Annotated in this window: 21 protein-coding genes and 1 pseudogene; 11 read left to right on the plus strand and 11 right to left on the minus strand. The window is 59.9% G+C overall.

All coding sequences use genetic code 11. From position 1 onward, the window contains the following. Position 1 precedes the first annotated feature (1 nt). The 4 genes from ACOYXH_RS08035 to ACOYXH_RS08050 all read right to left on the minus strand — a co-directional run bounded on the left by ACOYXH_RS08035 (position 2) and on the right by ACOYXH_RS08050 (position 5,483). The gene (locus ACOYXH_RS08035; RefSeq protein WP_095047504.1) at positions 2-1,030 is read right to left on the minus strand and encodes an NAD(P)/FAD-dependent oxidoreductase; all 1,029 of its coding nucleotides are present in this window, start codon (positions 1,028-1,030) and stop codon (positions 2-4) included. Beyond that, complete coding sequence (locus ACOYXH_RS08040) at positions 1,017-3,197, minus strand: hypothetical protein (protein WP_460410488.1); 2,181 nt, start codon at positions 3,195-3,197, stop codon at positions 1,017-1,019. The genes ACOYXH_RS08035 and ACOYXH_RS08040 overlap by 14 nt, the downstream gene beginning before the upstream one ends. 241 nt (positions 3,198-3,438) lie before the next feature. Then, on the minus strand, positions 3,439-4,746 hold the full coding sequence (locus tag ACOYXH_RS08045; protein WP_460410489.1) for a sensor histidine kinase: 1,308 nt from the start codon (positions 4,744-4,746) through the stop codon (positions 3,439-3,441). Next, positions 4,743-5,483, minus strand: coding sequence for a response regulator (locus ACOYXH_RS08050; RefSeq protein WP_007919579.1), 741 nt, complete (start codon positions 5,481-5,483; stop codon positions 4,743-4,745). Before ACOYXH_RS08050 ends, ACOYXH_RS08045 begins: the two co-directional genes overlap by 4 nt. Before the next feature lie 297 nt (positions 5,484-5,780). Here ACOYXH_RS08050 and ACOYXH_RS08055 point away from each other — a divergent pair, with 297 nt between their 5' ends. Genes ACOYXH_RS08055 through ACOYXH_RS08065 form a run of 3 tightly spaced genes read left to right on the plus strand, consistent with a single transcriptional unit; the run spans position 5,781 to position 7,594 of the window. Next, a complete protein-coding gene (locus tag ACOYXH_RS08055) occupies positions 5,781-6,044 on the plus strand; it encodes a DUF2790 domain-containing protein (protein WP_236431798.1) in 264 nt (87 codons plus the stop codon). 46 nt (positions 6,045-6,090) lie between these two features. Further along, positions 6,091-6,345 (plus strand): hypothetical protein, encoded by a 255-nt coding sequence (locus ACOYXH_RS08060; RefSeq protein WP_095047500.1) that lies wholly within the window; start codon positions 6,091-6,093, stop codon positions 6,343-6,345. Between the two features lie 37 nt (positions 6,346-6,382). Further along, positions 6,383-7,594, plus strand: a complete 1,212-nt coding sequence (locus ACOYXH_RS08065; RefSeq protein ID WP_460410490.1) for a cytochrome c biogenesis protein DipZ — start codon at positions 6,383-6,385, stop codon at positions 7,592-7,594. A 17-nt stretch (positions 7,595-7,611) separates the two neighbouring features. Here ACOYXH_RS08065 and ACOYXH_RS08070 read toward each other — a convergent pair whose 3' ends face one another. Further along, the gene (locus ACOYXH_RS08070) at positions 7,612-8,073 is read right to left on the minus strand and encodes a GNAT family N-acetyltransferase (protein ID WP_460410491.1); all 462 of its coding nucleotides are present in this window, start codon (positions 8,071-8,073) and stop codon (positions 7,612-7,614) included. Positions 8,074-8,298: 225 nt separating this feature from the next. On the opposite strand from ACOYXH_RS08070, the gene ACOYXH_RS08075 reads away from it, so the two are divergent. Then, complete coding sequence (locus ACOYXH_RS08075) at positions 8,299-8,571, plus strand: DUF4242 domain-containing protein (protein ID WP_095047497.1); 273 nt, start codon at positions 8,299-8,301, stop codon at positions 8,569-8,571. 33 nt (positions 8,572-8,604) lie between these two features. Then, positions 8,605-9,417, plus strand: coding sequence for a class I SAM-dependent methyltransferase (locus tag ACOYXH_RS08080; RefSeq protein ID WP_095047496.1), 813 nt, complete (start codon positions 8,605-8,607; stop codon positions 9,415-9,417). A 148-nt stretch (positions 9,418-9,565) separates the two neighbouring features. Here the strand turns inward: ACOYXH_RS08080 and pcsA are convergent, their stop codons facing one another. Continuing rightward, positions 9,566-10,288, minus strand: a complete 723-nt coding sequence (pcsA, locus tag ACOYXH_RS08085) for a phosphatidylcholine synthase (RefSeq protein ID WP_007919592.1) — start codon at positions 10,286-10,288, stop codon at positions 9,566-9,568. A gap of 259 nt (positions 10,289-10,547) precedes the next feature. Here pcsA and ACOYXH_RS08090 point away from each other — a divergent pair, with 259 nt between their 5' ends. From ACOYXH_RS08090 to ligD, 4 genes are all read left to right on the plus strand, one after another. Beyond that, positions 10,548-11,318, plus strand: coding sequence for a tellurite resistance TerB family protein (locus ACOYXH_RS08090; protein ID WP_095047495.1), 771 nt, complete (start codon positions 10,548-10,550; stop codon positions 11,316-11,318). A 162-nt stretch (positions 11,319-11,480) separates the two neighbouring features. Further along, the gene (locus tag ACOYXH_RS08095; protein ID WP_095047494.1) at positions 11,481-12,857 is read left to right on the plus strand and encodes an iron-containing redox enzyme family protein; all 1,377 of its coding nucleotides are present in this window, start codon (positions 11,481-11,483) and stop codon (positions 12,855-12,857) included. A gap of 11 nt (positions 12,858-12,868) precedes the next feature. After that, a complete protein-coding gene (locus ACOYXH_RS08100) occupies positions 12,869-13,822 on the plus strand; it encodes a methyltransferase (RefSeq protein ID WP_095047493.1) in 954 nt (317 codons plus the stop codon). A 17-nt stretch (positions 13,823-13,839) separates the two neighbouring features. Further along, on the plus strand, positions 13,840-16,431 hold the full coding sequence (gene ligD, locus ACOYXH_RS08105) for a DNA ligase D (protein WP_460410492.1): 2,592 nt from the start codon (positions 13,840-13,842) through the stop codon (positions 16,429-16,431). Here ligD and ACOYXH_RS08110 read toward each other — a convergent pair whose 3' ends face one another. The 3 genes from ACOYXH_RS08110 to sodC all read right to left on the minus strand — a co-directional run bounded on the left by ACOYXH_RS08110 (position 16,432) and on the right by sodC (position 17,910). Continuing rightward, positions 16,432-16,833 (minus strand): hypothetical protein, encoded by a 402-nt coding sequence (locus ACOYXH_RS08110; RefSeq protein ID WP_175559657.1) that lies wholly within the window; start codon positions 16,831-16,833, stop codon positions 16,432-16,434. 80 nt (positions 16,834-16,913) lie between these two features. Next, positions 16,914-17,228 carry a DUF2388 domain-containing protein gene (locus ACOYXH_RS08115; protein ID WP_095047491.1) on the minus strand — a complete coding sequence of 105 codons (315 nt, stop codon included), beginning with the start codon at positions 17,226-17,228 and terminating at the stop codon, positions 16,914-16,916. A gap of 160 nt (positions 17,229-17,388) precedes the next feature. Further along, positions 17,389-17,910 carry a superoxide dismutase [Cu-Zn] SodC gene (gene sodC, locus ACOYXH_RS08120; protein ID WP_258709611.1) on the minus strand — a complete coding sequence of 174 codons (522 nt, stop codon included), beginning with the start codon at positions 17,908-17,910 and terminating at the stop codon, positions 17,389-17,391. A gap of 226 nt (positions 17,911-18,136) precedes the next feature. On the opposite strand from sodC, the pseudogene ACOYXH_RS08125 reads away from it, so the two are divergent. Further along, positions 18,137-18,910, plus strand: a pseudogene (locus ACOYXH_RS08125) (MCP four helix bundle domain-containing protein); the annotation flags it as partial. Positions 18,911-19,042: 132 nt separating this feature from the next. Further along, positions 19,043-19,768, plus strand: a complete 726-nt coding sequence (locus tag ACOYXH_RS08130; RefSeq protein ID WP_371850956.1) for a methyl-accepting chemotaxis protein — start codon at positions 19,043-19,045, stop codon at positions 19,766-19,768. Between the two features lie 60 nt (positions 19,769-19,828). On the opposite strand, the gene ACOYXH_RS08135 is transcribed toward ACOYXH_RS08130, so the two are convergent. Together ACOYXH_RS08135 and ACOYXH_RS08140 are read right to left on the minus strand one after the other, a co-directional pair. Continuing rightward, positions 19,829-20,326: a hypothetical protein gene (locus ACOYXH_RS08135; protein WP_095047488.1), complete on the minus strand. Its 498-nt coding sequence runs from the start codon at positions 20,324-20,326 to the stop codon at positions 19,829-19,831. Beyond that, positions 20,323-21,558: an AAA family ATPase gene (locus ACOYXH_RS08140; protein WP_095047487.1), complete on the minus strand. Its 1,236-nt coding sequence runs from the start codon at positions 21,556-21,558 to the stop codon at positions 20,323-20,325. The genes ACOYXH_RS08135 and ACOYXH_RS08140 overlap by 4 nt, the downstream gene beginning before the upstream one ends. Between the last annotated feature and the right edge of the window lie 86 nt (positions 21,559-21,644).

A 21,644-nucleotide genomic window follows, 5' to 3' on the forward strand; every position in this document is an offset into this window, starting at 1 on the left:
GTCATGCCGCAGGCAGCCACGACGGCGGGCAGGGATGCAGACGATAGAAGTCGCGCAGGTGCGCCACATCGCGTGCAAATCCTGCGTTCAGCCATTGGCGATATTGCGCCTGCGCCGCTGTTTGCAAGGCCGGTTGGAGCAAACAATCCGCTACGGCTTGCGCGGCTTGCATACCGCTCATCAACGCTTTGAGCACGCCGTGGGAGGACGCCGGGTCGAGCCGGTTGGCGGCATCGCCCACCAGAAAATAGCCAGCACCGGTGACGGCCGGGATGATGCGCCAGGTTACATCGGCGCCGCGTATCCGCCCTACGGCTGGCAAAGCTTGCAGGGCCTCGGGAAGCCTCGTCGAGCGCCTGTTGTTCTCGAACGTCAGGTGCGTCCAGTGCAGCAACTGCGGCTCAACCTGGGCGATCCAGGTCCATCCGTCAGGATCGGCCAGCAAGTGCGCGGTTGTTGCATAGGTTGCGCTGTGACCTTGCAAATAGCCGTAACGCGCCACCAGCGGCGGTGAACAGTGGCGAACCGGCAGACCGAGTTGGCGAGCGAGCCAGTCGCAAGCGCCACTGGCATCGATCAGGCAGGTCGCGTAAAGGCGTGCGCTGTCGGTCTCCACGCCGATCACCCGACTGGCCTGAGTCAGCACTCGCCGTGCCCGGCAGGGCTGACTGATCTCCACCCCCAACGTCGCCGCTTGCGCCAGTAACGTCGCGTCCAGTTGCGCCCGCTCCAAATGAAAGCCCTGCCAGGCGCCGCGATCATCGGCGCCAAAGGCATTGAAGCGCGGCACACCGTTCCAGTGCACCCAGTGGCCGTCAAAGCGCCGTGCCGCGCGGCCACATAGCTGCTCGGCGACCCCCAGTTGTCGTAGCAGCGGTTCGATGCCCGGATGCAGGCTTTCGCCGGGGCGAAACCGGGGGAACGCCTGCCGTTCGATCAAGGCCACGCGCAGCCCGTGACGGGCGCAACTGATTGCCGTTGCGCAGCCCGCAGGGCCGGCGCCGACGACCACAACATCAAAATGTTTCATGGGCGACCCGCCATGGCAGGGTGTCGCGTTTGATCAGGATTGCATCGGCGCTGAGCAGCAAGATCACCAGCTCTTCGACTTCGACGTGGCGCAACCTGAAATCACTTGCAGGGATCTGCACGGCGCCGCGCTTGTACAGCAAAAAGCGCTGCACCCAGCCGTCGAGGAGTTGCCCGGCTTGCGCCTGCGCGCTGTCCAGTTCCGCGTTCGGCCGCTGCACGTCAACGAACGACAACAGTGGCCAGGCATTGCGCATGGGTTTATCGCTGGCGGCGCCGAGCGCACGGTACACGCGATACATCGAGCGCACGCGCTGCTGATACACGGTTTGCGCAGTGTGGCCGGTCGTGCTCAGGGAGAACTGGCCATCGAGGGCCACCTGTGTGTAATCGGCATGGGCGTACGCGTGGTACTGGACGATCAGCCGATCGTCTTGAGTGATGAGTTGAGGGCCGCGCTGATTATCCCAGGCCAGGCCGCCCATGCCGATTTCTTCATCGGTCAGGGGAATGATGCTGTGCAGCGTCGAGCGCGGCTCAAATACCCGTGCCGAATCCGGTGCCACGCCGGGCCAGAAAGAACCTAGCGCTGCGCAGATCTTCGCATCCTCGGGAAACGGGCTGGCCATCTGATAGCCGGCGAGGACGTTGGTCCACTCGTCGTCTGCCGTGCGCTGGCGAACCCAGCCGACCTCCCAGCCAGGCCCGAACACCCCGGCGGCGCCGTCGGGCAGCGAGGTCGGCCGCGATGACGGTGGTAGCGGGGCAGTGGATTGCACCGTGTCGGTTTGATCGGCGAGGGCAACGATGGCGCTCACCCCTCGGTCAGTCGGGGAGAACAGTCGATCCTGCAGATCGAGGTTGGCGCAGTAGCGTACGTTGGAGAGCGCTTCAAGTCGGGCGTGCCAGAGACCGGCACTTGGTAACGCTGGTTCGTCGCTGACCCAGTGCAACAGCTTGCGTTGACTGCATAACGGATAGAAGTCCGGGGGGCCGATCAGCGAATAGGCCGCGATGGCCGGCAAATGGTTTTCCAGCATCGGGCAGCGTGGCAACACCCAGCCATCGGCAGTGCCGTCCTGATAATGCAAGGCGCGATAACCGCCCTGACGCACCAACGCCTCTACACCTTCATGCTCGTTCAGGTCTTCGATGCTGCCATCCGCTTCGACCCGATGACGTCCGTGCACCATGCCGCCGGTATTGGCCGGCAGCATAAAGGACAAGGGCTGCCCCTGATATTCGACGGGCGCCACCAGCCGGGCTCTGGCTTCAGGCACCAGCAGACCGGGGCCGAGATCTACACTCGAGGCCCAATGCGCAAGATTTTCCGTGACGACGAAGGGTGGCTGGCTGATCTGCGGTTCCTGCCAACCGGTGCCGCTGTGGCGCAAATGGACATGCCGCAGTTTTTCGTTGATCTGGTGGTTGCCCAGCGTCACCGTCAGGTTCAGACCCTCCAGGCACTGCGAACCATTGAACAGCTTGTGCACGGGCACCCAGAAATCCAGTCCGGGGTCGAGGTCCATCTGAAAATCCATCGGCCCGAAGCGCTCGGCATCGCCCTTGAGTTGCACGGCAATGTAGGCGCTGTAGCGCACTGGCATCACCCGGATGCCGTGCGGATCATCGTCGACGAAGGGCAGGAAACTGCGCAGCGTTGCGTCATAGCACGGGGGGGCGGTGCCGACGCGGGCGATTCCGGTACGCGAGAAGCACAGGTCGGCATGCCGGCCATGCACGGTGTCGGCGGCGCAGCGATATTCACTGGCAAACGCGACCACCGCCAACGGCGCGCCCCGGGCTTTGTGGCGCAGGCTGTCGAGCGTGGGCGGACTGACGCTGTAGACATAGTCGAGCACGGTCTCGATCTCGGCGGCAGTGGGGAACAGCTGTAATGTCTGGCCGTTTTTATCGCTGAGCACGTTTGGCGAGGCCAGCGCGTGATACAGCAGGCTGTGCGCCGGTGCGCCTGCCTCGATCGCCCGCCTGCCGGTCGTTGCGAAATCAGTAAATCCGGGTATTGACCGGTCGATTTTCAGGGGCTTGTGCAGTTCCGCCGCCAGCGGTTCAGCCAGCAAGTCCAGGCCGTGGGCGAGCATCAGTGAATGCCAGCCGCCAGGCGCCAGGCGCGTACACACGTGGGTAACGGATTCGAGCAGAGTCATGTTGCGCCTCGACAGGTTGGGCCAATTGTCATGGAACCGTAGCCCGGCGCTGACTTGCTACTGTCAGATCTGACAGTGGCGACCAATGGTGAACAGTGCGAAACGGGCAACACAACCATAAGCGCATCAGCCAAGGCGCACAGTCAGTGGATTCTGATGAAGTTGTAGGCATTGGCGCGGCGGTGTGCAGGCTACCGACCGGTATTGGTGCGTAGCGTTTAAACAGGCGCCGTTAAAGCGTTTATGGATGCAGCGGCAGCTTCAGTTCAGCGCACAGCCCGCCACCCTCGCGATTGCTCAACGTCAGCGAACCACCGAGCGCCATGGCCAGTTGCTGGGCGATCGCCAGTCCCAGCCCGGTGCCGCCGGTATCGCGATTGCGCGAGTTTTCCACGCGGTAGAACGGTTGCAGCACCTGCGCCAGTTCGGCGTCGGCGATGCCCGGGCCGCGGTCCATGACGGTGATCGCCAGGTTGCCTTTGTTGGCTTCGACCCAGACTTCGGCGGCGCCGGCGAATTTCAGTGCGTTGTCGGTCAGGTTCACCAGCACCCGGCGCAACGCATGAGGACGGGTGTCGATGACCGCCGCACTCTTGCCGACCAGTTGCACCTGCTTGCCCATGTCCTGATAGTCGAACACCAGGCTTTCGAGGAAGGAATCCATGTTGGTGCGGCGGCTTTCTTCGGTCGAACCATGGATGCTGCGCGCATACGCCACGCCTTCGCGCACCAGGTGTTCCATCTCGCTGAGGTCATTCCACAGTTTGTCTTTCTCGGTGCAATCGTCCATGAGTTCGGCGCGCAGTTTCATCCGCGTGATCGGGGTTTGCAGGTCATGGGAAATCGCCGCCAGCAGTTGCATGCGTTCCTTGAGATAAGCGGCAATGCGCGCCTGCATCGTGTTGAACGCCCGTGCTGCGTAGACCACTTCGTTCGGGCCGCTTTCGTCGAGGTTGATCGGGTGGGCGTTGGGGTCGAGTGTTTCCACCGCGTTAGCCAGCCGGGTCAGGGGGCGAACCGCAATGCGCACCGCCAGCCAGGTGCAGACGAGCATCAGCGCCAATTGGCCGAGCAGTACTACCGGCAACCAGGGTGACAACGGGACCATGGCGGGGTGCACGTCGATGGTCACCGGGCTGCCGTCGCTCAGGCGCAGATGACCCTGAAAGTGTTTCTTCGGCCCGGGAATATCGGTGAAGGTCAGCGGATAGCGTTCACCAATGGCTTCGGTGATCGAGGTGACCGCCACCGGCACATCACTGGCCTCGATCGGTGTGCCCGGTTCGCCTTCGCTCAACAGGTAGCCATAATTTTTTCGCGCCAGACGCTCGAGCCAGGCAGGGCGCTCTTCGGCAGGCAAGCGATCAAGGATCGCAATCGAGGTCGAGACGTCGGTTTCCAGATTGCCGAGCATGGTGTTCTTGGCGCTTTGGTAACGCTCGTAATACTGCGCACCGAACGACAGCGCCTGAGCGAGCAACAGGCCGATCAGGAAAATCAGCGACAGGCGCGAGGCGAGGGTGCGCGGCCAGTGCAGATTGACGCTCATGCCGGGGCCCCGAGAATCTCGACCGGCAGTGAGAACACGTAACCTTCGCTGCGCACGGTCTTTATGTAGGCCGGCTCGCGCGCATCATCCAGCAGGCGCTGACGCAAACGGCTAACCAGCAAGTCGATCGAGCGGTCAAACAGATCGGCATCACGACCCTGGGTCAGATTGAGCAGTTGGTCGCGGCTGAGCACCCGTTGTGGGTGATCGAGAAACACCCGCAGCAATCGATATTCGGCGCCGCTGAGGGCGACCATGGTGCCGTCCTTGTCGAGCAGGTGACGGGCCGAGGTGTCCAGTTGCCAACGACCGAAGGCCAGCAACCGACCGGCCTCGGTGACCACCAGATTCGGCGGCAGCATGCGCGTGCGGCGCAGCACGGCGTTGATCCGCGCGAGCAATTCGCGGGCGGCGAATGGTTTGGTCAGGTAGTCGTCGGCGCCCATTTCGAGGCCGATGATGCGGTCGGTTTCATCGTTGCGCGCGGTCAGCATCAATACTGGCGTGGCCTTGTGTTTGCCCACCCGCAATTCGCGGCACAGCTGCAGGCCATCGTCGCCGGGCATCATGATGTCGAGCACGATCAGGTCGACGGTGTTGGCCTCGAGAAAGCTGCGCATCTGCCGGCCATCGGCGACCACCGTGGTGCGCAGGCCGTTTTTCTTCAGGTAGTTGCCCACCAGTTCACGGATCTCGCGGTCGTCGTCGACGATGAGAATGTGATCGACATGATCCATCGGTGCAAACCTCTATCAAAAGGGACTGCCGTGCAGTGTATCGAGCCTGCGGTGGCCCGCCTGCCTGCCTTTGTATTGCAGTGTATCTGCCGTATCGGCGGATACACGGGAACGCAAAAACGCGATTTTTCCAGGGTTTTGTATCGCTGTGTATCCCCCGATGGCAAGGATACACAGCGATTGAAACGCGCCAGTTCCTGACACAGACGCGATACCTCGCGAGCCTCAAATAGGCTCCATCGAGGCCCACACAGATCGCCTCGGCTCAAACCCCACTGAAGCCTTGAGGAACACGCCATGAACAACAAATCCGTAATCGCCGCCTGCCTGTTTGCCGCCCTGAACATCTGCACGCTCTCGGCCCGGGCCGAAGCCGCTGTTACCGCGCAAACCTACACCTACGGCACCCACCTGGATATCCAGAAAGTGATCTCGCTGAAACAGGACAACTCGGTGTCCTGCGGCATCGTCGAGGCGCGCATGACCTACCTCGATTCTGCAGGCAAAACCCGCGTACTCGATTACAGCAAATTTGCCGACGGCTGCAACAACGACAACTGAGTCATCAACGGCAACCAAGCCAACTCTTTATAGAAGGAACAACACCATGAACAACGTCGCGCGCTTTTTCACCGCCATCGCTTTCTCCCTGGCCGGCGTCGCCGCCCATGCCAACGCTGCGGTTGAACAGCATAGCTGCCACAGCAGCACCTGCTTCCAACTGACGCCGGGGGCCCAGCAGGGCAGCGACGGCCTGATTGCAGCGGACGGCTCCAGCCGCACGCCACAAGGGCAGATGTTCGCCGAGAACGGCGCCAGCCGTACGCCGCAGAGCCAATGGCTGGAAAGCCAGAGCGTCTGAACGGCTCGCCACAATCATTGATCAAGGGTGACTCACTATGTACCTCATCGCATTTCTCGGTGGTCTGCTGACCGTGCTCAGCCCCTGCATCCTGCCGGTGGTGCCGTTTCTGTTTGCCGGCGCCCAACGCAGTCGCGCTTCGATACTGTTGACCCTCGGCGGCATGGCCCTGACTTTCGCGCTGATCTCCAGCCTCGCCGTGGTCAGCAGCGAATGGGTGATCCAGGCCAGCAACAGTGGCCGTTACGTCGCGCTGATCGTGATGAGCGTGTTCGCCCTGTCGCTGACCTCGGCGCGCATCGGCGGCTGGCTGACACGCCCCTTCGTGATGCTCGGCAATCGTCTGGACCCGGACACCCGGAAAAAGGCCGGGCCGATGGGTTCGGTCATGCTCGGCGTGGCCACTGGACTGCTTTGGGCACCGTGCGCGGGACCGATTCTCGGGGTGATTCTCACCGGTGCCATGCTGCAAGGCGCCAACGCGCAGACCAGCCTGTTGCTGCTGGCCTACGGCGCCGGCAGTGCATTGTCGCTGGGCACGTTGATCTTCACCGGGCGCGGGTTGGTCAACCGTTTGAAACCGTCGATCCCGTTCACCGGTTGGTTGCGTCGTGGTGCCGGGGTTGCGGTACTGGCGACGACAGCGGTGATTGCCACCGGCTTCGATAAAACCTTGTTGGCCAACACCTCCTCCGAAGGCGTCGCCAGTGTCGAAAAACGCGTGTTGGAAAACGTGCCGAAAGTGGTCGACTACTTTGTCAGCAAAGTCCGCGCGGACTCGCCGATGGAGGAGGGCAAAGGCGCGATGCCGTCACTCGCTGGCGCCGTGCAATGGTTGAATTCACCAGAACTGAACGCAGACGCCCTGCGCGGCAAAGTGGTGCTTGTGGACTTTTGGACCTACGACTGCATCAACTGCCAGCACACCCTGCCGTACGTCAAGGACTGGGCGAAGAAGTACGAGAAGGACGGCCTCGTGGTGATCGGCGTGCACACCCCGGAATACGGCTACGAGCGGATCATCGAGAACGTCAAGGATCAGGTGAAAAAGCTCGGCATCACCTACCCGGTGGCCATCGACAACAACTACGCGATCTGGCGCAACTTCGACAACCAGTACTGGCCGGCGCATTACCTGATCGACGCCAAGGGGCAGGTGCGTTACAGCCACTTCGGCGAAGGTCGCTACGAGGCGCAGGAGCAGATGATCCAGCATTTGCTGGAGGAGGCTAAGGCGCCTGCGATTTGATCAGCAAAACCAATGGCTCAGAGGTCGCGGACCATGAGCCATTGCTCGTTGTCCCAGGCGCAAAAACGCTCCAGGACCTGCCAGCCGCGCTTGGCGTAGTAGTCCTGCTTGCTCTGCGTATGCAGATACAAACGCGCAAAGCCGCAGTCTTTTGCCTCCTGACAAATCCCTGCAATCAAGCGTTCCGCCAACCCTTGCCCGCGTGCTTCAGGGCTGACGAACACGCAGGCTAGCCAAGGTCCGAGATTGGGGCGCAAGGCGAGGTCATCGCGTGCTAGCGCCGCGCCGCCGACCAGATGTTCACCGTCCATGGCGATCAGGCAAGACCAGTCGCCATTGCCTTGGCCCTCGGCAAATTCACGCTGCCATTCAGCCAGCGGTTGGTCGATGTATTCGTAGGGGAATTGCTGGTGGATCCATTGAGCATAACGGTCGCTGTGGTGCATGTGATGCGCGAGCCAATCGAGTTTCAGTGACATCGGTAGAGTCCGTTCCAGAAGCGAGCGGGCATCAGAAACCAATCCTCGAACGTTGGCAATCTTCAAGGTGTTCCAGACGCTTTACAGATTTCCACCGCTCATCGGCAAACCCCCGGTTTTACAGGGTTGCCAGACGATTGGCAGGGACGCCGAGCGGTCTCGGCGCGATAGTGCTTGAGCAGGGTCACTGCCGGCCTTGCCCCATAACAAGAGCGCGAGGTTGCCATGCCGAAATTCGTGATTGAACGCGAGATTCCAGGGGCCGGGAAGCTGTCGGAAGCAGAACTCAAAGCTGTGTCGAAAACGTCCTGTGATGTCTTGCGCGAACTCGGTCCGCAAGTGCAGTGGCTGCAGAGTTATGTCACCGCTGACAAGATCTATTGCGTGTACATCGCGCCTGACGAAGAGCAGGTACGCGAACACGCCAGGCTTGGAGGATTTCCTGCCAACAGTGTGGCGCGAGTGATGACGGTCATCGATCCGACGACGGCCGAATGATCACCGACCCCACCCGCAGCGGAGTTCACTCTTATGAGTACCCCGATTGATCTGACTGCCTTGAAAGAACGCCAGAAAGTCGCCTGGGCCAGTGGCGACTACGCCGTGATTGGTACGACGTTACAAATCGTCGGCGAAAACCTTGCCGAAGCCTGTGACCTGCGTTGCGATGAAGAGGTGCTGGATGTCGCTGCCGGCAACGGTAATGCGACGCTGGCGGCGGCGCGCCGTGGCTGCCAGGTCACCTCGACCGACTACGTTGCGGCTTTGTTGGAGCGCGGCCAGGATCGGGCCCGAGCAGAGCATCTGGACGTGACGTTTCAGGTTGCCGATGCTGAGGCACTGCCGTTCGCCGATGAGAGTTACGACGCGGTGCTGTCGACCTTTGGTGTGATGTTCGCGCCGGATCAGGACACGGCTGCGGCCGAGCTGGGGCGGGTTTGTCGCCGTGGTGGGCGGATAGGTCTGGCCAACTGGACGCCGGAAGGTTTTGTTGGGCAGATGTTCAAGACGCTCAGCCGTCATCTGCCGCCGCCTGCCGGCGCCCAGCCGCCCTCGAATTGGGGCTCCGATGCCTGGCTGCACAAACATTTCGATGACCGTGATTTTCTGCTGCGTGTGACACGGCGCGATTTCAATTTTCGCTATCGCTCGGCCGCGCATTTTATTGATATTTTCCGCCATTGGTATGGGCCGGTGCATAAGGCCTTTGCGGCATTACCGCCGGAGAGCGGGCAGGCGCTGGAGAGTGATCTGGCGGATTTGCTAAATCGGTTGAATCGGGCGGGAGAGGGTTCGCTGGTGGTGCCGAGCGAGTATCTGGAGGTGGTGATCACCAAGCGCTGATTCACCCCCGACTTTCGAATCTATTGCGACCCCTGTAGGAGTGAGCCTGCTCGCGAAAGCGCTGTGTCATTCAACAAAAATGTTGTCTGACACTCCGTCTTCGCGAGCAGGCTCGCTCCCACAGGGGTAGGTATTTTGGTAGTTGAGCCTATTTCACCTGCGGCCGATCAAACCACTCCAGCGCCGTGCGCCAGATGCAGATCCCCAGAAAGTACGCCGACATCAGCAACCACAACCCCATCACCAACGGGTTGATCACCGGATGGTTGAGCACCAGCGACAGACTGCATAGCAGCCAGATCGCCGTCACTGCAATGTTGATCGGCATGAACCGGCGTACCCGAAACGGGTGCAGGAACTTCATCCGCGTCACGGTCAACAGCGCCAAACCGATAACCGTCAGAAAAGTGATCCACGGTCCCGGTCCGATGATGTACAGGCACAGGGCGACCACATTCCACGCCGCCGGAAACCCGACAAAGTAGTTGTCCTTGCTCTTCATATTGACGTTGCAGAAGCAGAACAACGAGGACACCAGAATCAGCGACACGGTCAGCAGCAGGGTGTAATCCGGCAGCGGAATGTAGCGATAGATGAACAGCGCCGGAATGAACACATACGTCAGGTAATCGATCACCAGATCAAGGATCGAGCCATCGAAGCTTGGCAGCACCGACTGCACGTTGACCTTGCGCGCCAGTGCGCCGTCGAGGCCGTCGACAATCAGCGCCACGCCCAGCCACATCAGGCAATGGGTCGGCTGGTTTTCCAGCAGGGCGAGGGTGGCCAGGAAGGCTGTGACCACGCCAGTCGCGGTAAAACCATGGGCGCCCCATGCTTTGAGCCTGGCGATGTGTACGGTCGATATCACGGGGGCGTTCTCCAGAAAGTGAAGCAAGCCGGGTATCACCCTTGAGTAGCAGGGCGCCGGCAAACCGGGTCGGGGTTGCAGCTATCGACCGGTCTGGCCGGGATAAGGTTCACCACTGATCAATCTTAGCTGGCCGGCGAAAAAATACGCGGGCGAAATCCGTCAGGGCTTCGAGCGTCAGCCAAACGGTGCTGGCGCTATGGCTTAAGGGGTCTATCGTTGCCAGACGCAGTCACTGCCAATGCCTGAGGATAACGTCATGAACACCAGCGATTTGCTCGAAAAACTGCTGCGAGGCCAGGCCTCGACCGGCCAACAATCTTCAGCGTCTGCCGGCGATGGTTTGGGTGGTTTGGGTGGGTTGCTGGGTGGACTGCTCGGTGGCGGCTCGGGCGCGGCCAGCGGCGGCGGATCTGCCGGTGGACTTGGCGGCTTGGGCGGCTTGCTCGGTGGTTTGCTCGGCGGCGGTGCCGGTGGTGGTCTTGGCGGCGCTTTGGGTGGGGCGCTGGGCGGCGCGGGCAGTACGCAAAGTCGTTCCGGCGGGACCAATTATGCGGCGCTGGCGTCGCTGGGCATGATGGCGTTCCAGGCGTATCAGGCGTGGCAACGCAGCCAGGCGAGTTCGGCACCGCAACAAATCCCGCAGACGGCCAATCTGCTTGCCGGCCCGGAAGTCGAGGAGCACAGCCACGCTGTGTTGCGCGCTTTGATTGCGGCGGCCAAGGCTGACGGTGAGATCGACGCCCGGGAACAACAGATGATCAGTGGGGAAATCAGCAAACACACCGACGACTCACAATTGCAGCAATGGTTTGAGGACGAAGTCTCGAAACCGCTGGACGCCAACGAAGTCGCGCAGGCGGCCAAAGGCGATCCGGCCATGGCCGCTGAAATGTATCTGGTCAGCGTGATCCTCGTGGATGACCAGCAGGACGCCGAGCGCAGCTATCTGGATGAACTGGCAGCAGCCTTGCGGATCGACCCGGATTTGCAGGTGCATCTGGAGCAGCAGGCCAAAGGCCAGGCCTGATGTAACGGCAAAAAATCATAACCACCCGCAGCTCCGTCAAGGAGCTGCTTCGCCGTCCGTCCGGGCAATTTTCACGTCGATTGAATTTTTCGCAGGCGCCGCCTCTCTGCTGCTGTAGAGGCGTGTGGAACAGCGCCCTGCCAACCGACCGAGAATTTTGCCATGACTGTCCTGACACCTCTGCAAGCCGCGCCTGCCCAACCGCACCTGATGAACGCCGCTGGGAACATGCGGCAGGTCTATGAAGCGTTGTTGCGCAATGACGATTCCCAGGACCTTGCGCAGGCGTTTTTGCAGGAGCAACTGCAACACGCCGCGCAACTTACCGATTCGTTGCCTGAAGACCCGGCAACGTGGCACGCCTGGGTGGCCGAACATTGCGCCGATGTCGCCCGGCAATACGCCGACTATCTCCAGCAGCGCAAGGCCGGCGGGCCTCGGCAATTCTTCCGTGGCAAGGCGCAGGCGCTGTATTTCCTGCAAGCGGTGGCACCGACCAAACTGGTCGACGGCGCTTGGCTCTATGGTCTATTGCCGCGCTGGCAAGACCCGCGTTTCCAAGGGCTGCTGCGAACCTTTCTGGAAGAGCTGGGCGAAGGCAATCCGGCGCAGAACCACGTGGTGATTTACCAGAAATTGCTCGCCGAGCACGATCTGCAGGACAGCAGCGCCATCGACGATGAACGCTACCTGCAAGGCGCGATACAACTGGCCCTCGGTGTCTGTGGTGCTGACTATCTGCCCGAGGTGATCGGCTACAACCTCGGCTATGAACAACTGCCCTTGCACCTGTTGATCAGCAGTTACGAACTCAGTGAACTGGGGATCGATCCGTACTATTTCACCCTCCATGTGACCATCGACAACGCCAGCACCGGCCATGCGCAAAAAGCCGTGCAGGCGGCGCTTGACCTGCTGCCGCTTGAGGCCGATCGCGCTGAGTTTCTGCGCCGGGTAGCGCTGGGCTATCGGCTCAACGATCTGGGGCAGGGCAGCCGCGCAATCATTGAAGGCTTCGACCTTGAGCAGCAATTGCTGGCGATGCTCGAGCGCAAGTGCCCATTCGCCCAACACATGCATTCCGATTACTGCCGTTTCGAAGGACAGACCGTCAATCAGTGGCTGGCCGCACCGGAGCAATTGCCCGGATTTCTTCAAGCGTTGCAGAACAAGGGCTGGATCAAACGCCACGAAGACCCGCAGGCCAGCCGTTTTTGGCAACTGATCGCAGGCGACGGTGCGGCGATGTTCGGCGTGTTCAATGCCTACGAAAAACAACTGGTGCACGACTGGATCGCCGGCGATTGGACGCCGTCGGATAAAGCGAAACCCGTTCGGCGGCACAGTCAGACCGCAGCGCCCATCGAAGGGCTTGAACAGGACCCCGACGTACAGGCGCTCAACACCGCGCTGCAAGGTCAGGATGCCTCGGCGCAAATGGCGATTTTGCTCCCCTGGCTCGCCCCGGCCCGCCATGCACATCCGGCCGGGCTGCTCGCCACCCGGCGTTTTATCGAACTCAAATCCCGCTTGCCTTAAGGACACCGCCGATGACTCAGGAAGAACAACTCTGCCCCAACGACCTCGTGCTGCTGCAATTGGGCCGGCGCTTGTTGGCAGACGGATATCGGTTCACCACGCCGACGCCGTTGACCCATCAACGGGTCAACCAGCGTGACGAAGGCCAGATGGCCGACTCTTTGCGTGATGTGTTCGGCTGGTCGCGTCCGTTCGCGCCGGGATTGTTGTCCGCCGATGAACAGCGACAACTGCAAGACGCACAGATCATTGATACCTACGAAGGTGAGCTGAAGAGTCGGGTGCGCTGGTCGAGCCTGGATGATTTGCTGTTCGTCCATTCGGCATTTCCCACCGAGGCCGCTGACGCGGTGTTTTTCGGCCCCGACACCTACCGCTTTGCGCAACTGATCCACGCCCACCTGCAGCAGAACTTCGCGCCGATTCATCGCGCGGTGGACATCGGCTGTGGCGCTGGCGTCGGTGCGATTCTGATCGGCCGCGCCCGTCGCGAGGCAGAGGTGCTGGCGCTGGACATCAACCCTGCGGCGTTGCGTCTGACTGCGATCAATGCGGCACTGGCGGAAGTCGCCAACGTTGAAGTGCGCGCCAGTGATCTGTTGCAGGGCGTCGACGGCGAGTTCGACCTGATCGTCGCCAACCCGCCGTACATGGCCGACCCGGCGGAACGCGCCTATCGCCACGGTGGCGGGACGCTGGGGGCAGGACTGTCACTGCGCATCGTCGAACAGGCCTTGAATCGATTGGCGCCTGGTGGCTCGCTGCTTCTCTACACCGGTGTGGCGATGGTCGATGGTCGTGATCCGTTTCTCGACACCGTGCTGCCGCGCCTCGATGAAAAACGCTTCGGCTGGACGTACCGCGAACTCGACCCGGATGTTTTTGGCGAAGAACTGCTCAACCCCGGCTATCAACGGGTCGACCGCATCGCAGTGGTGGCGCTGACCGTGACCCGAATGGGCTGAAACAAGGCAGGTGCACGATGAACAGGAACCTCGACGACTACAACCGCATGCGCGATTTTTCGGCGACCTCGGAACCGGCTGCCGTCAAGCGCTCGGGACGTAAAACCGCTGCCGAGCATGCTTTGCAGTTCTGCATCCAGAAGCACGACGCTTCACACCTGCATTACGACTTTCGCCTGGAACTCGATGGCGCCTTGAAAAGCTGGGCGGTGCCGAAAGGGCCGTCACTCGACCCCAAGGTCAAGCGGCTGGCGGTGCATGTCGAGGATCATCCGCTGGATTACGCAACGTTCGAGGGCAACATTCCGCAAGGGCACTACGGCGCCGGTGATGTGATCGTCTGGGATCGTGGCGTGTGGATTCCGCTGGAAGATCCGCACAAGGCCTACGCCAAGGGCAAGCTCAAGTTCGAACTGCAAGGCGAGAAGCTCGGCGGTGTCTGGAACCTGGTGCGCACGCACATGCCCGGCAAAAAAGAACAGTGGTTTCTCATCAAGCATCAGGACAGCGCCGCACGGCCGCAGGATGACTACGACGTACTGGCCGCTGAACCCGACAGCGTGTTGAGCGAACGCACGCTTGTTACCCAGCCGAAACTGGCCGCCGAGCACAGCAAACCGCTGAAAAAGCCCCCGGCCAAGATGCGCAAAGCCGCGACCGGCAAGCTCACGGGGGCGCACAAGGCCAAATTACCGGCACAACTGAAACCGGAACTGGCCACGTTGGTCGACAGTGCGCCAGAAGGGCAGTGGAGTTACGAGATCAAATTCGATGGCTACCGGATCATGGCGCGGATTGATCATGACCAGGTGCAACTGTTCACCCGCAACGGTCACGACTGGACGCACAAGTTGCCGCAACAGGCCGCAGCCTTGGCCGCGCTGGGATTGGAATCGGCGTGGCTCGACGGCGAAATGGTTGTCGCCAACGAAAACGGCGTACCGGACTTTCAGGCCCTGCAAAATGCTTTTGAAGCTGGAAGCAGCGGCAACATTCTCTACTACCTGTTCGATCTGCCGTATCTCAACGGTGTCGACCTGCGTGAAGTGCCGGTCGAGGAACGTCGCGCCGCGCTGGCCACGGTGCTCGGCAGTCATGAGCAACCGTTGTTGCGCTTCTCCGAGGCCTTCGACGAAACCCCGGACGCCCTGCTCAACAGCGCCTGCCAGATGCAGATGGAAGGCCTGATCGGCAAACGCCTTGGTTCGCCCTATGTGTCGCGGCGCAGCGGCGACTGGATCAAGCTCAAGTGCAAACACCGCCAGGAATTCGTGGTCGTCGGTTACACCGATCCGAAAGGTTCGCGCAGTGCCTTCGGCGCGTTGTTGCTGGGGCTGCATGACCGCGACAGCGGTGAATTGCGCTATGCCGGCAAGGTCGGCACCGGTTTCAACGAATCGACGTTGAAAAGCATTCTGGCCCAACTCAAGCCCTTGCAGGTGAAGAAGGCGGCGGTGGTCAATCCACCCAGCGGCTTCGAGGTCAAAGGCGTGCACTGGCTCAAGCCGAAACTGCTGGCGGAAGTCGCATTCGCCGAAATGACCCAGGACGGTTCGGTACGCCACGCCGTGTTCCATGGCTTGCGCGACGACAAACCGGCCAAGGGCATCACAGAGGAGCGAGCGAAACCGGTGAAGACTGCAGCGAAGAAACCAGCCACGAAAAAACCGCCGGAAAAAGCCCCGGCGAGCAATCCGGATACCGCGCCGTCACAGCTCGGACTGGCCAACGGCAAGGTGCGCATCACGCACCCGGATCGGGTGATAGACGCGGTCAGCGGCACCACCAAGATGCAGCTGGCCGAGTATTACGCCAGCGTCGCCGAATGGATCCTGCCGCAGCTCAAGGATCGCCCGGTGGCTCTTGTGCGCGCTCCAGACGGTATTGCCGGCGAGTTGTTCTTCCAGAAAAACGCCGAGCGCCTGGCAATACCCGGCATCACCACGCTGGACAAAGATCTCACCGGGCAACCGGTGATGCTGATCAATAACGCCGAAGCGCTGATCGGCGCGGTGCAGATGAGCACGGTCGAACTGCACACCTGGAACGCCACCACGGTCGATCTGGACAAGCCCGATCGCTTCGTCCTCGACCTTGACCCGGATCCGGCGCTGCCGTGGAAAAGCATGGTCGAAGCGACGGCGCTGACATTGACCGTGCTTGATGAATTGGGGTTGAAAGCATTCCTGAAAACCAGTGGCGGCAAGGGGATTCATCTGGTGGTGCCGCTGACCCGCAAACTTGGCTGGGACGAGGTCAAGGACTTTAGCCACGCCATCGTCAGTCATATCGCCAAGCTGTTGCCGGAGCGCTTTTCTGCGGTGTCCGGGCCGAAAAACCGCGTCGGGCGGATCTTTATCGATTACCTGCGCAACGGTCTGGGCGCCACCACTATCTGCGCTTACGCCGCGCGCACCCGCGAAGGCTTGCCGGTGTCGGTGCCGCTGTTTCGCGAGGAAGTCGCCGAGATCAAGGGCGGCAATCAGTGGAATGTGCATAACGTTCACCAGCGACTGGTTGAAGTCGGTGACGAACCGTGGGCCGACATGAAGAAAACCCGCCAGAGCATCACCGCCGAAATGCGCAAACGCCTGGGGCTGAAAAAGTGATCAGGTGTCGCGCAGCAAGTCGTGAGCGTTGAGCAATTCGAAGGCGATTTCCGGGTGGTTTTCCAGTCCGCGGCGAATGGCGGCCGGGATCGCTGCACGTGTCTTGCGGCACAGGCCCGGTAACTCGTCGATTTGAATAGCGATCCCGCGCATGGTGCGCACTTCGTTGAAACCGGGAGCGACGTCGACGCGAATCCCCAATTGCTCGAACATGCGCTGTTGCAGATGTTTGAGGTCATTCAGGTCTTTGAGCATTTCGAGGCGAGCGAGCAGGCGTTTTTCTTCCTCTCGGGTCAGGCGCAGGATGCGCAAATCCGCGCCGGGCGTCTCCAGCAACGGATCGCGCCCGCAAATGCAGGCGCCGGGCGGGCAGGGTGAGCGCAAGGGCACAGAAGTCGTCATGGCCTCCATCATAGAGGCCGTCGGACAGTTTTGCCTATGCGCCGTCAGCGGCCATCCATCGGCTGCTTTATCCGTGACGGCTACTGATTCAAGCCTTCGTAATGCACCAGAATCGCGTTGGCCAGATCTTCATCACTGGCATTGAGGCCAGGATTTTCCTGGCGAGCCTGTTGCAGCACCGATTCAAGATAAACCCCACGAATGGCCCCGCCACTGGCGACAAATGCAGACAAGTCGTCACGGGCCGGAATCACCATTTTGTGATCCTTGAAGGTCGAGTACAGCGACGCGGAGACACCGGCCGAAGTGGCGACATCTCCGGCATCGACTTTGGCCAGAGCGGAACCAACGGGCAGGCATAGGAGTAAAGAAGAAACGAGCACTAACTTGCGCATGACGGTGTTCCTCCACAAGCGCGAAGCAAAAAGGGAAGGATTACATAATGTGAGAGGGGCGCGCGCGGCGGGAGTTCCGTGGCGCAGCAAAGTCTGCGTTATTGCAAAACAGACGCGGGCAACGCCATGGCGGGTTGCCCGTCTTTCACGCTGGAATGAGTCAGATCACCCCGCAGGCCATACGATCACCGCCACCGCCCAGTGGTTTGGGCATATCGGCGTGGTTGTCGCCGCCGGCGTGGATCATCAGGGCGTGGCCCTTGATCTCGGAGATCTTTTTCAGGCGCGGCGCCAATACCGGGTAGTTGGCGATGCCGTCCGCCGTCACGTAAACCGCCGGAAGATCACCCAAATGGCCGTCGGCGTAAGGGCCGAGGTGCTTGGCGGTTTTTTGCGGATCGAAATGCCCGCCCGCCGCCAGTGCGGCGCCTTTCACGCCATCCTTCATGCCGGCCTCGCAGCTGGCGTTTTCATGCACGTGGAAACCGTGCACGCCGGCCGGCAGAGATTTCAAGTCAGGCGTGAACAACAGGCCATACGCCGTTTCACTGATGGTGACCGAGCCGATCGCCTGCGGCGCGCCGTCAGCGCTGACCAGATTGATCGCGACTTTTTCCGTCGCCGCGTGTGCGGTACCGATGGCGAACGTGCCGAGCAAACCCAACCACAATGCGCGTTTCATAGCGTTTCCTTTTGCTGCATGAGAATTCAGAACGACGGACTCAATAGCCTGCCGGCATTAACCGGTGATGAAGGCGTTGGCCGTGCGCGTTGAAAAGTGAGACTTGCCGCGCAATCCGAAAGTTTTGCTGCCTTTGGCCAGCACGCCGACACCTGCTGACACGCTCTGGCGCGGCAGACCTGCGCAAATAGGCTTAACTGAAGGCTGACAAGCGTTTACGGGCGTGATGAGTGAGGAAAATCCGGTGTCGATCAAACTGCGTTTAGTGTTGCTGATTGTGACAAGTCTGCTGACAGCCTTGATCGTGAGTCTGGTCAGTTATGTCGGCAATCAGCGGATGGCCTCGGCGGTCAGCGATAACGCGGTCAGCATGAGCGCGCTGCGCAACCACATGGAAGCCGACATGATGCACGACGCCCTGCGCGCCGATGTCTACTCGGCAATGCTTGTGGGACTGAGCAAAAGCACCAGCACGGCGGCTGAGGTGCGGGATTCGATCAACGAGCATGCCGGGCATTTTCGTGAGGTGCTCGAGGAGAACCTCAAGCTGCCGATCAACCCGGCATTGCGCACGGCGCTGGAGCAGATTAAACCGAGCCTCGATACCTACATCAACGCGGGTGAACGGATTGTCGGGCTGGCGCTGGAAAACCCTGATACGGCTCAACAGGAACTGGGCACCTTCAACACGGCGTTCGGCCAGTTGGAAGAGCAAATGGCCGCGTTGAGCGAGTTGATCGAGTCCAATACGCTGCAGACCAGCGCAGCAACCGAATCAGCGATCCGCAGCGCCAACGTCGCGCTCGGCGTGGTGTTGATCGCCAGTCTTGTGCTGCTCTTGATCCAGGGGCGCTGGGTCATTCTGAGCATCATGGCGCCGTTGAAGACTGCCAGCCGCATCGCCGAAAGCATCGCCCACGGCAACCTCAGCGAGCCGATCGCCGAGCCATCCGGCAAGGACGAAGCCAGTACTCTGATACGCACACTGGCAACCATGCAGCGCGACTTGCGCAACATGATCGATGTGGTGCGGCGCAATGCTCACGGCGTCAGTGGCATGAGCGAACAACTCAGCCACGGCTGCCATCAGGTCGCCGACAGCAGTCAGCAACAAAGCGTCGCTGCCGGCACCATGGCCGCTGCCGCCAGCCAGATGACCGCGAGCATCGAGGAAATCACCCGCCACGCCGAACGAGCCCTGAGCATGGCCAGTCAGGCCGAAACCCTGGCCAAGGAGGGCGGCGGTGTCATTCATCAAGTGGTCAGCGACATGGACGATATCGCCCGATCAGCACAACAGTCGGCGCAGGTGATCCGCACGCTGGATCAGGAATCCGAAGCCATTTTCAACATCATTCAGGTGATCAAGAGCATTGCCGACCAGACCAATCTGCTGGCGCTCAATGCCGCCATTGAAGCGGCCCGTGCCGGTGAGCAGGGTCGGGGTTTTGCGGTGGTCGCGGACGAAGTGCGCAGTCTGGCGGCGCGCACCAGCGCCTCAACCCAGGAAATCGCCGCGATGGTCGCGCGCATTCAACACAGCACCCGCGAGGCGGTCAGCAGCATGGAGGCGGGTGTCGCGCAGGTCGACAAGGGCATGGCGGTGACGGCGGATGTCGAGCGGGCCATCCGCGAAATCCTCGAGGCGACGTTGAGCACGACGCAACTGGTCAACGACATCACTCGCACGATTGGCGAGCAAAGCCAGGCCAGTAACGAGATCGCCCATCAGGTGGAAATGATTGCCGGGATGTCCGAAGGCAACAGCCGGGTGATCGGGCAAACGGCGAATACCACCGATGAGTTGTCGAGCCTGGCGGGGCAGTTGGCGCAGTCGGTGGATCGGTTTCGGTTGTGAAAGCGGGGGAATGACCCGAACCTGAGTTGAATGTCAGGCAAATAGGTAACAGGAATGCTTTCAGACGATAAGTACCGTCGTTTGTATGTCCAGTTTGAATTTATATGTTCTGAAGAAATGTTGTTTTTTATCTGTTTCAATGGTGACAAAGGGCTTTTTCTTGCGATTGCAAACGAACGCTTTTTTAGGACTGAAGTTATCCAGATACTCCTCACCATGCGTTGTCTGCAGAAATTGAATTGTCGACTCGAGCTGCTCAATCGCATGATTTTTCCATGCGCTACCGCCTCTTTCTTTCAACTCGACCAAGTAAAGCTGCTTATTTGTGGTCAGCATGCAGTCACATCGACCTCGCCCCGGTTCTTCAGTGTCACCAATCACGCATTTGTCGATGGCTGTGAAAAGGACCGCTTTACTATCCGGGTTTTTGACTGTGGCGATCCAGGTCTCTTCTGACTCTGGATCGGCGTAGGCGACAGGACGCGATGTGTTGTCGCACAGGCCAAACCGTTCTTGGTGGTAAGGGCCACTTTGACATTGAGCATTGAGGAAATTCACGCCTCCAATGCCTCCTCGATATCGAGAAGTTGATCGAACAAATCATTACCTTCACGAAGTGATTCGTTGAGGTAGTTATGGTCCGACGGAATGCCTCCCGACATGGGCAATTTTTCGATGCTTCCAGTTGTTTCATCGGCTTGATAAATCGCCAGTTCATTAGCGTCTACCAACGCGTGCAGGGGAATTACTTTGGCGAGGCTGGTTAGCAGGGCCTCTGCGCGCTTCTCCAATATACTGTCGTGCAGATGTTTGCCCTGCACAGCGATCGTCAGATAACTCACCACATAAGGGCTATGAGTTGTCAGTACCAGACGGTTGTTTTGCCCTTGGTTATTGAACTGAAGAAGGCTTTGCAGAACGCTCCATTGTGATCGTGGGTAAAGGTTCTGTTCGGGTTCTTCAACAATGTTTATAAAAGCAGTTTTGTTAAACCTGGCTGACAATGCAGAGAGAGCAATACGGCGTTGTTCCTCTGTCAGTGAGTCGATGGAAAAAATCTCCACAACCTCCTTTCTGAAACGCTCCAGCTCTTCGGTACTCATGGTTTCCTGCCGCTCTTCACTTCGCTCTTGAACGGTGTTGGCTAAGTAGTGGCTCACGAGATGTAGCGGTACAGCTGATTGAAAACCACTGGACGCATCAGCCAATCTCAGTTTGTAGTCTGATTCGCGGATGTTGAGTATGTCATTCAGTTTGTCGTATTCGAGTTCCGCCTGATTGATCGGTAGGCGTAGTGCCCCCTTCATATTGGCTTTCGCCGCGTCGAACTCAGTCAAAAACTCTTTCAGCGAATCAGAAGAAAGCTTCAATTCCCGGGGGTGCCGGACGTAGGCGATGAAATTGCGTTCTGCAGGCACATACATAATTTGAGGCAGGTGATATTTTCTGCCTTTCAATTCACTGACATGCAGCTGTCCGCGCAAATAATGGATTACGTAGGCTTCACCTTCGTATTCGATCTCAGTATCCGCAGAAAGATAATTTTCGAGCCTGTGATACATGAGGTAGGGCTTGATGAATTTATTTTTTCGTTCAAACCATTTTGCGTCGTAGTCGCCGCGCACCAGTGCCTTTTCAATCCACGAGAAGGTTGAATACAGTTTGGCCAATGTGCTCTTCCCTGAGCCCTGATTGCCCACAAATACGGTCACACGTTTGAACTCTATCCAGCCATTGTTCTTCACACCGTTACGGATAGGGCCAAAATGCTTGACGCGTAGTCGGGTCATTGATTACTCCATAGAGACGAGCTGATGCGGTATAGCGGTGCAGCATATCAGGGCGGGATGGAAACAGGAGTGGGAAATGCGACGAC

It is taken from the genome of Pseudomonas sp. Mb7, assembly GCF_054790525.1.

Bases quoted from the DNA above. Each gene is read 5' to 3' on its own strand.
- ACOYXH_RS08095 (WP_095047494.1), top strand. From the start codon at position 11,481: ATGACTGTCCTGACACCTCTGCAAGCCGCGCCTGCCCAACCGCACCTG.
- ACOYXH_RS08045 (WP_460410489.1), bottom strand. From the start codon at position 4,746: ATGAGCGTCAATCTGCACTGGCCGCGCACCCTCGCCTCGCGCCTGTCG.
- ACOYXH_RS08040 (WP_460410488.1), bottom strand. From the start codon at position 3,197: ATGACTCTGCTCGAATCCGTTACCCACGTGTGTACGCGCCTGGCGCCT.
- ACOYXH_RS08115 (WP_095047491.1), bottom strand. From the start codon at position 17,228: ATGCGCAAGTTAGTGCTCGTTTCTTCTTTACTCCTATGCCTGCCCGTT.
- ACOYXH_RS08140 (WP_095047487.1), bottom strand. From the start codon at position 21,558: ATGACCCGACTACGCGTCAAGCATTTTGGCCCTATCCGTAACGGTGTG.
- ACOYXH_RS08060 (WP_095047500.1), top strand. From the start codon at position 6,091: ATGAACAACGTCGCGCGCTTTTTCACCGCCATCGCTTTCTCCCTGGCC.
- ACOYXH_RS08035 (WP_095047504.1), bottom strand. From the start codon at position 1,030: ATGAAACATTTTGATGTTGTGGTCGTCGGCGCCGGCCCTGCGGGCTGC.
- ACOYXH_RS08055 (WP_236431798.1), top strand. From the start codon at position 5,781: ATGAACAACAAATCCGTAATCGCCGCCTGCCTGTTTGCCGCCCTGAAC.
- ACOYXH_RS08080 (WP_095047496.1), top strand. From the start codon at position 8,605: ATGAGTACCCCGATTGATCTGACTGCCTTGAAAGAACGCCAGAAAGTC.
- ACOYXH_RS08090 (WP_095047495.1), top strand. From the start codon at position 10,548: ATGAACACCAGCGATTTGCTCGAAAAACTGCTGCGAGGCCAGGCCTCG.
- ACOYXH_RS08050 (WP_007919579.1), bottom strand. From the start codon at position 5,483: ATGGATCATGTCGATCACATTCTCATCGTCGACGACGACCGCGAGATC.
- sodC (WP_258709611.1), bottom strand. From the start codon at position 17,910: ATGAAACGCGCATTGTGGTTGGGTTTGCTCGGCACGTTCGCCATCGGT.
- ACOYXH_RS08110 (WP_175559657.1), bottom strand. From the start codon at position 16,833: ATGACGACTTCTGTGCCCTTGCGCTCACCCTGCCCGCCCGGCGCCTGC.
- ACOYXH_RS08075 (WP_095047497.1), top strand. From the start codon at position 8,299: ATGCCGAAATTCGTGATTGAACGCGAGATTCCAGGGGCCGGGAAGCTG.
- ACOYXH_RS08130 (WP_371850956.1), top strand. From the start codon at position 19,043: ATGGCCGCTGCCGCCAGCCAGATGACCGCGAGCATCGAGGAAATCACC.
- ligD (WP_460410492.1), top strand. From the start codon at position 13,840: ATGAACAGGAACCTCGACGACTACAACCGCATGCGCGATTTTTCGGCG.
- ACOYXH_RS08100 (WP_095047493.1), top strand. From the start codon at position 12,869: ATGACTCAGGAAGAACAACTCTGCCCCAACGACCTCGTGCTGCTGCAA.
- ACOYXH_RS08070 (WP_460410491.1), bottom strand. From the start codon at position 8,073: ATGTCACTGAAACTCGATTGGCTCGCGCATCACATGCACCACAGCGAC.
- ACOYXH_RS08065 (WP_460410490.1), top strand. From the start codon at position 6,383: ATGTACCTCATCGCATTTCTCGGTGGTCTGCTGACCGTGCTCAGCCCC.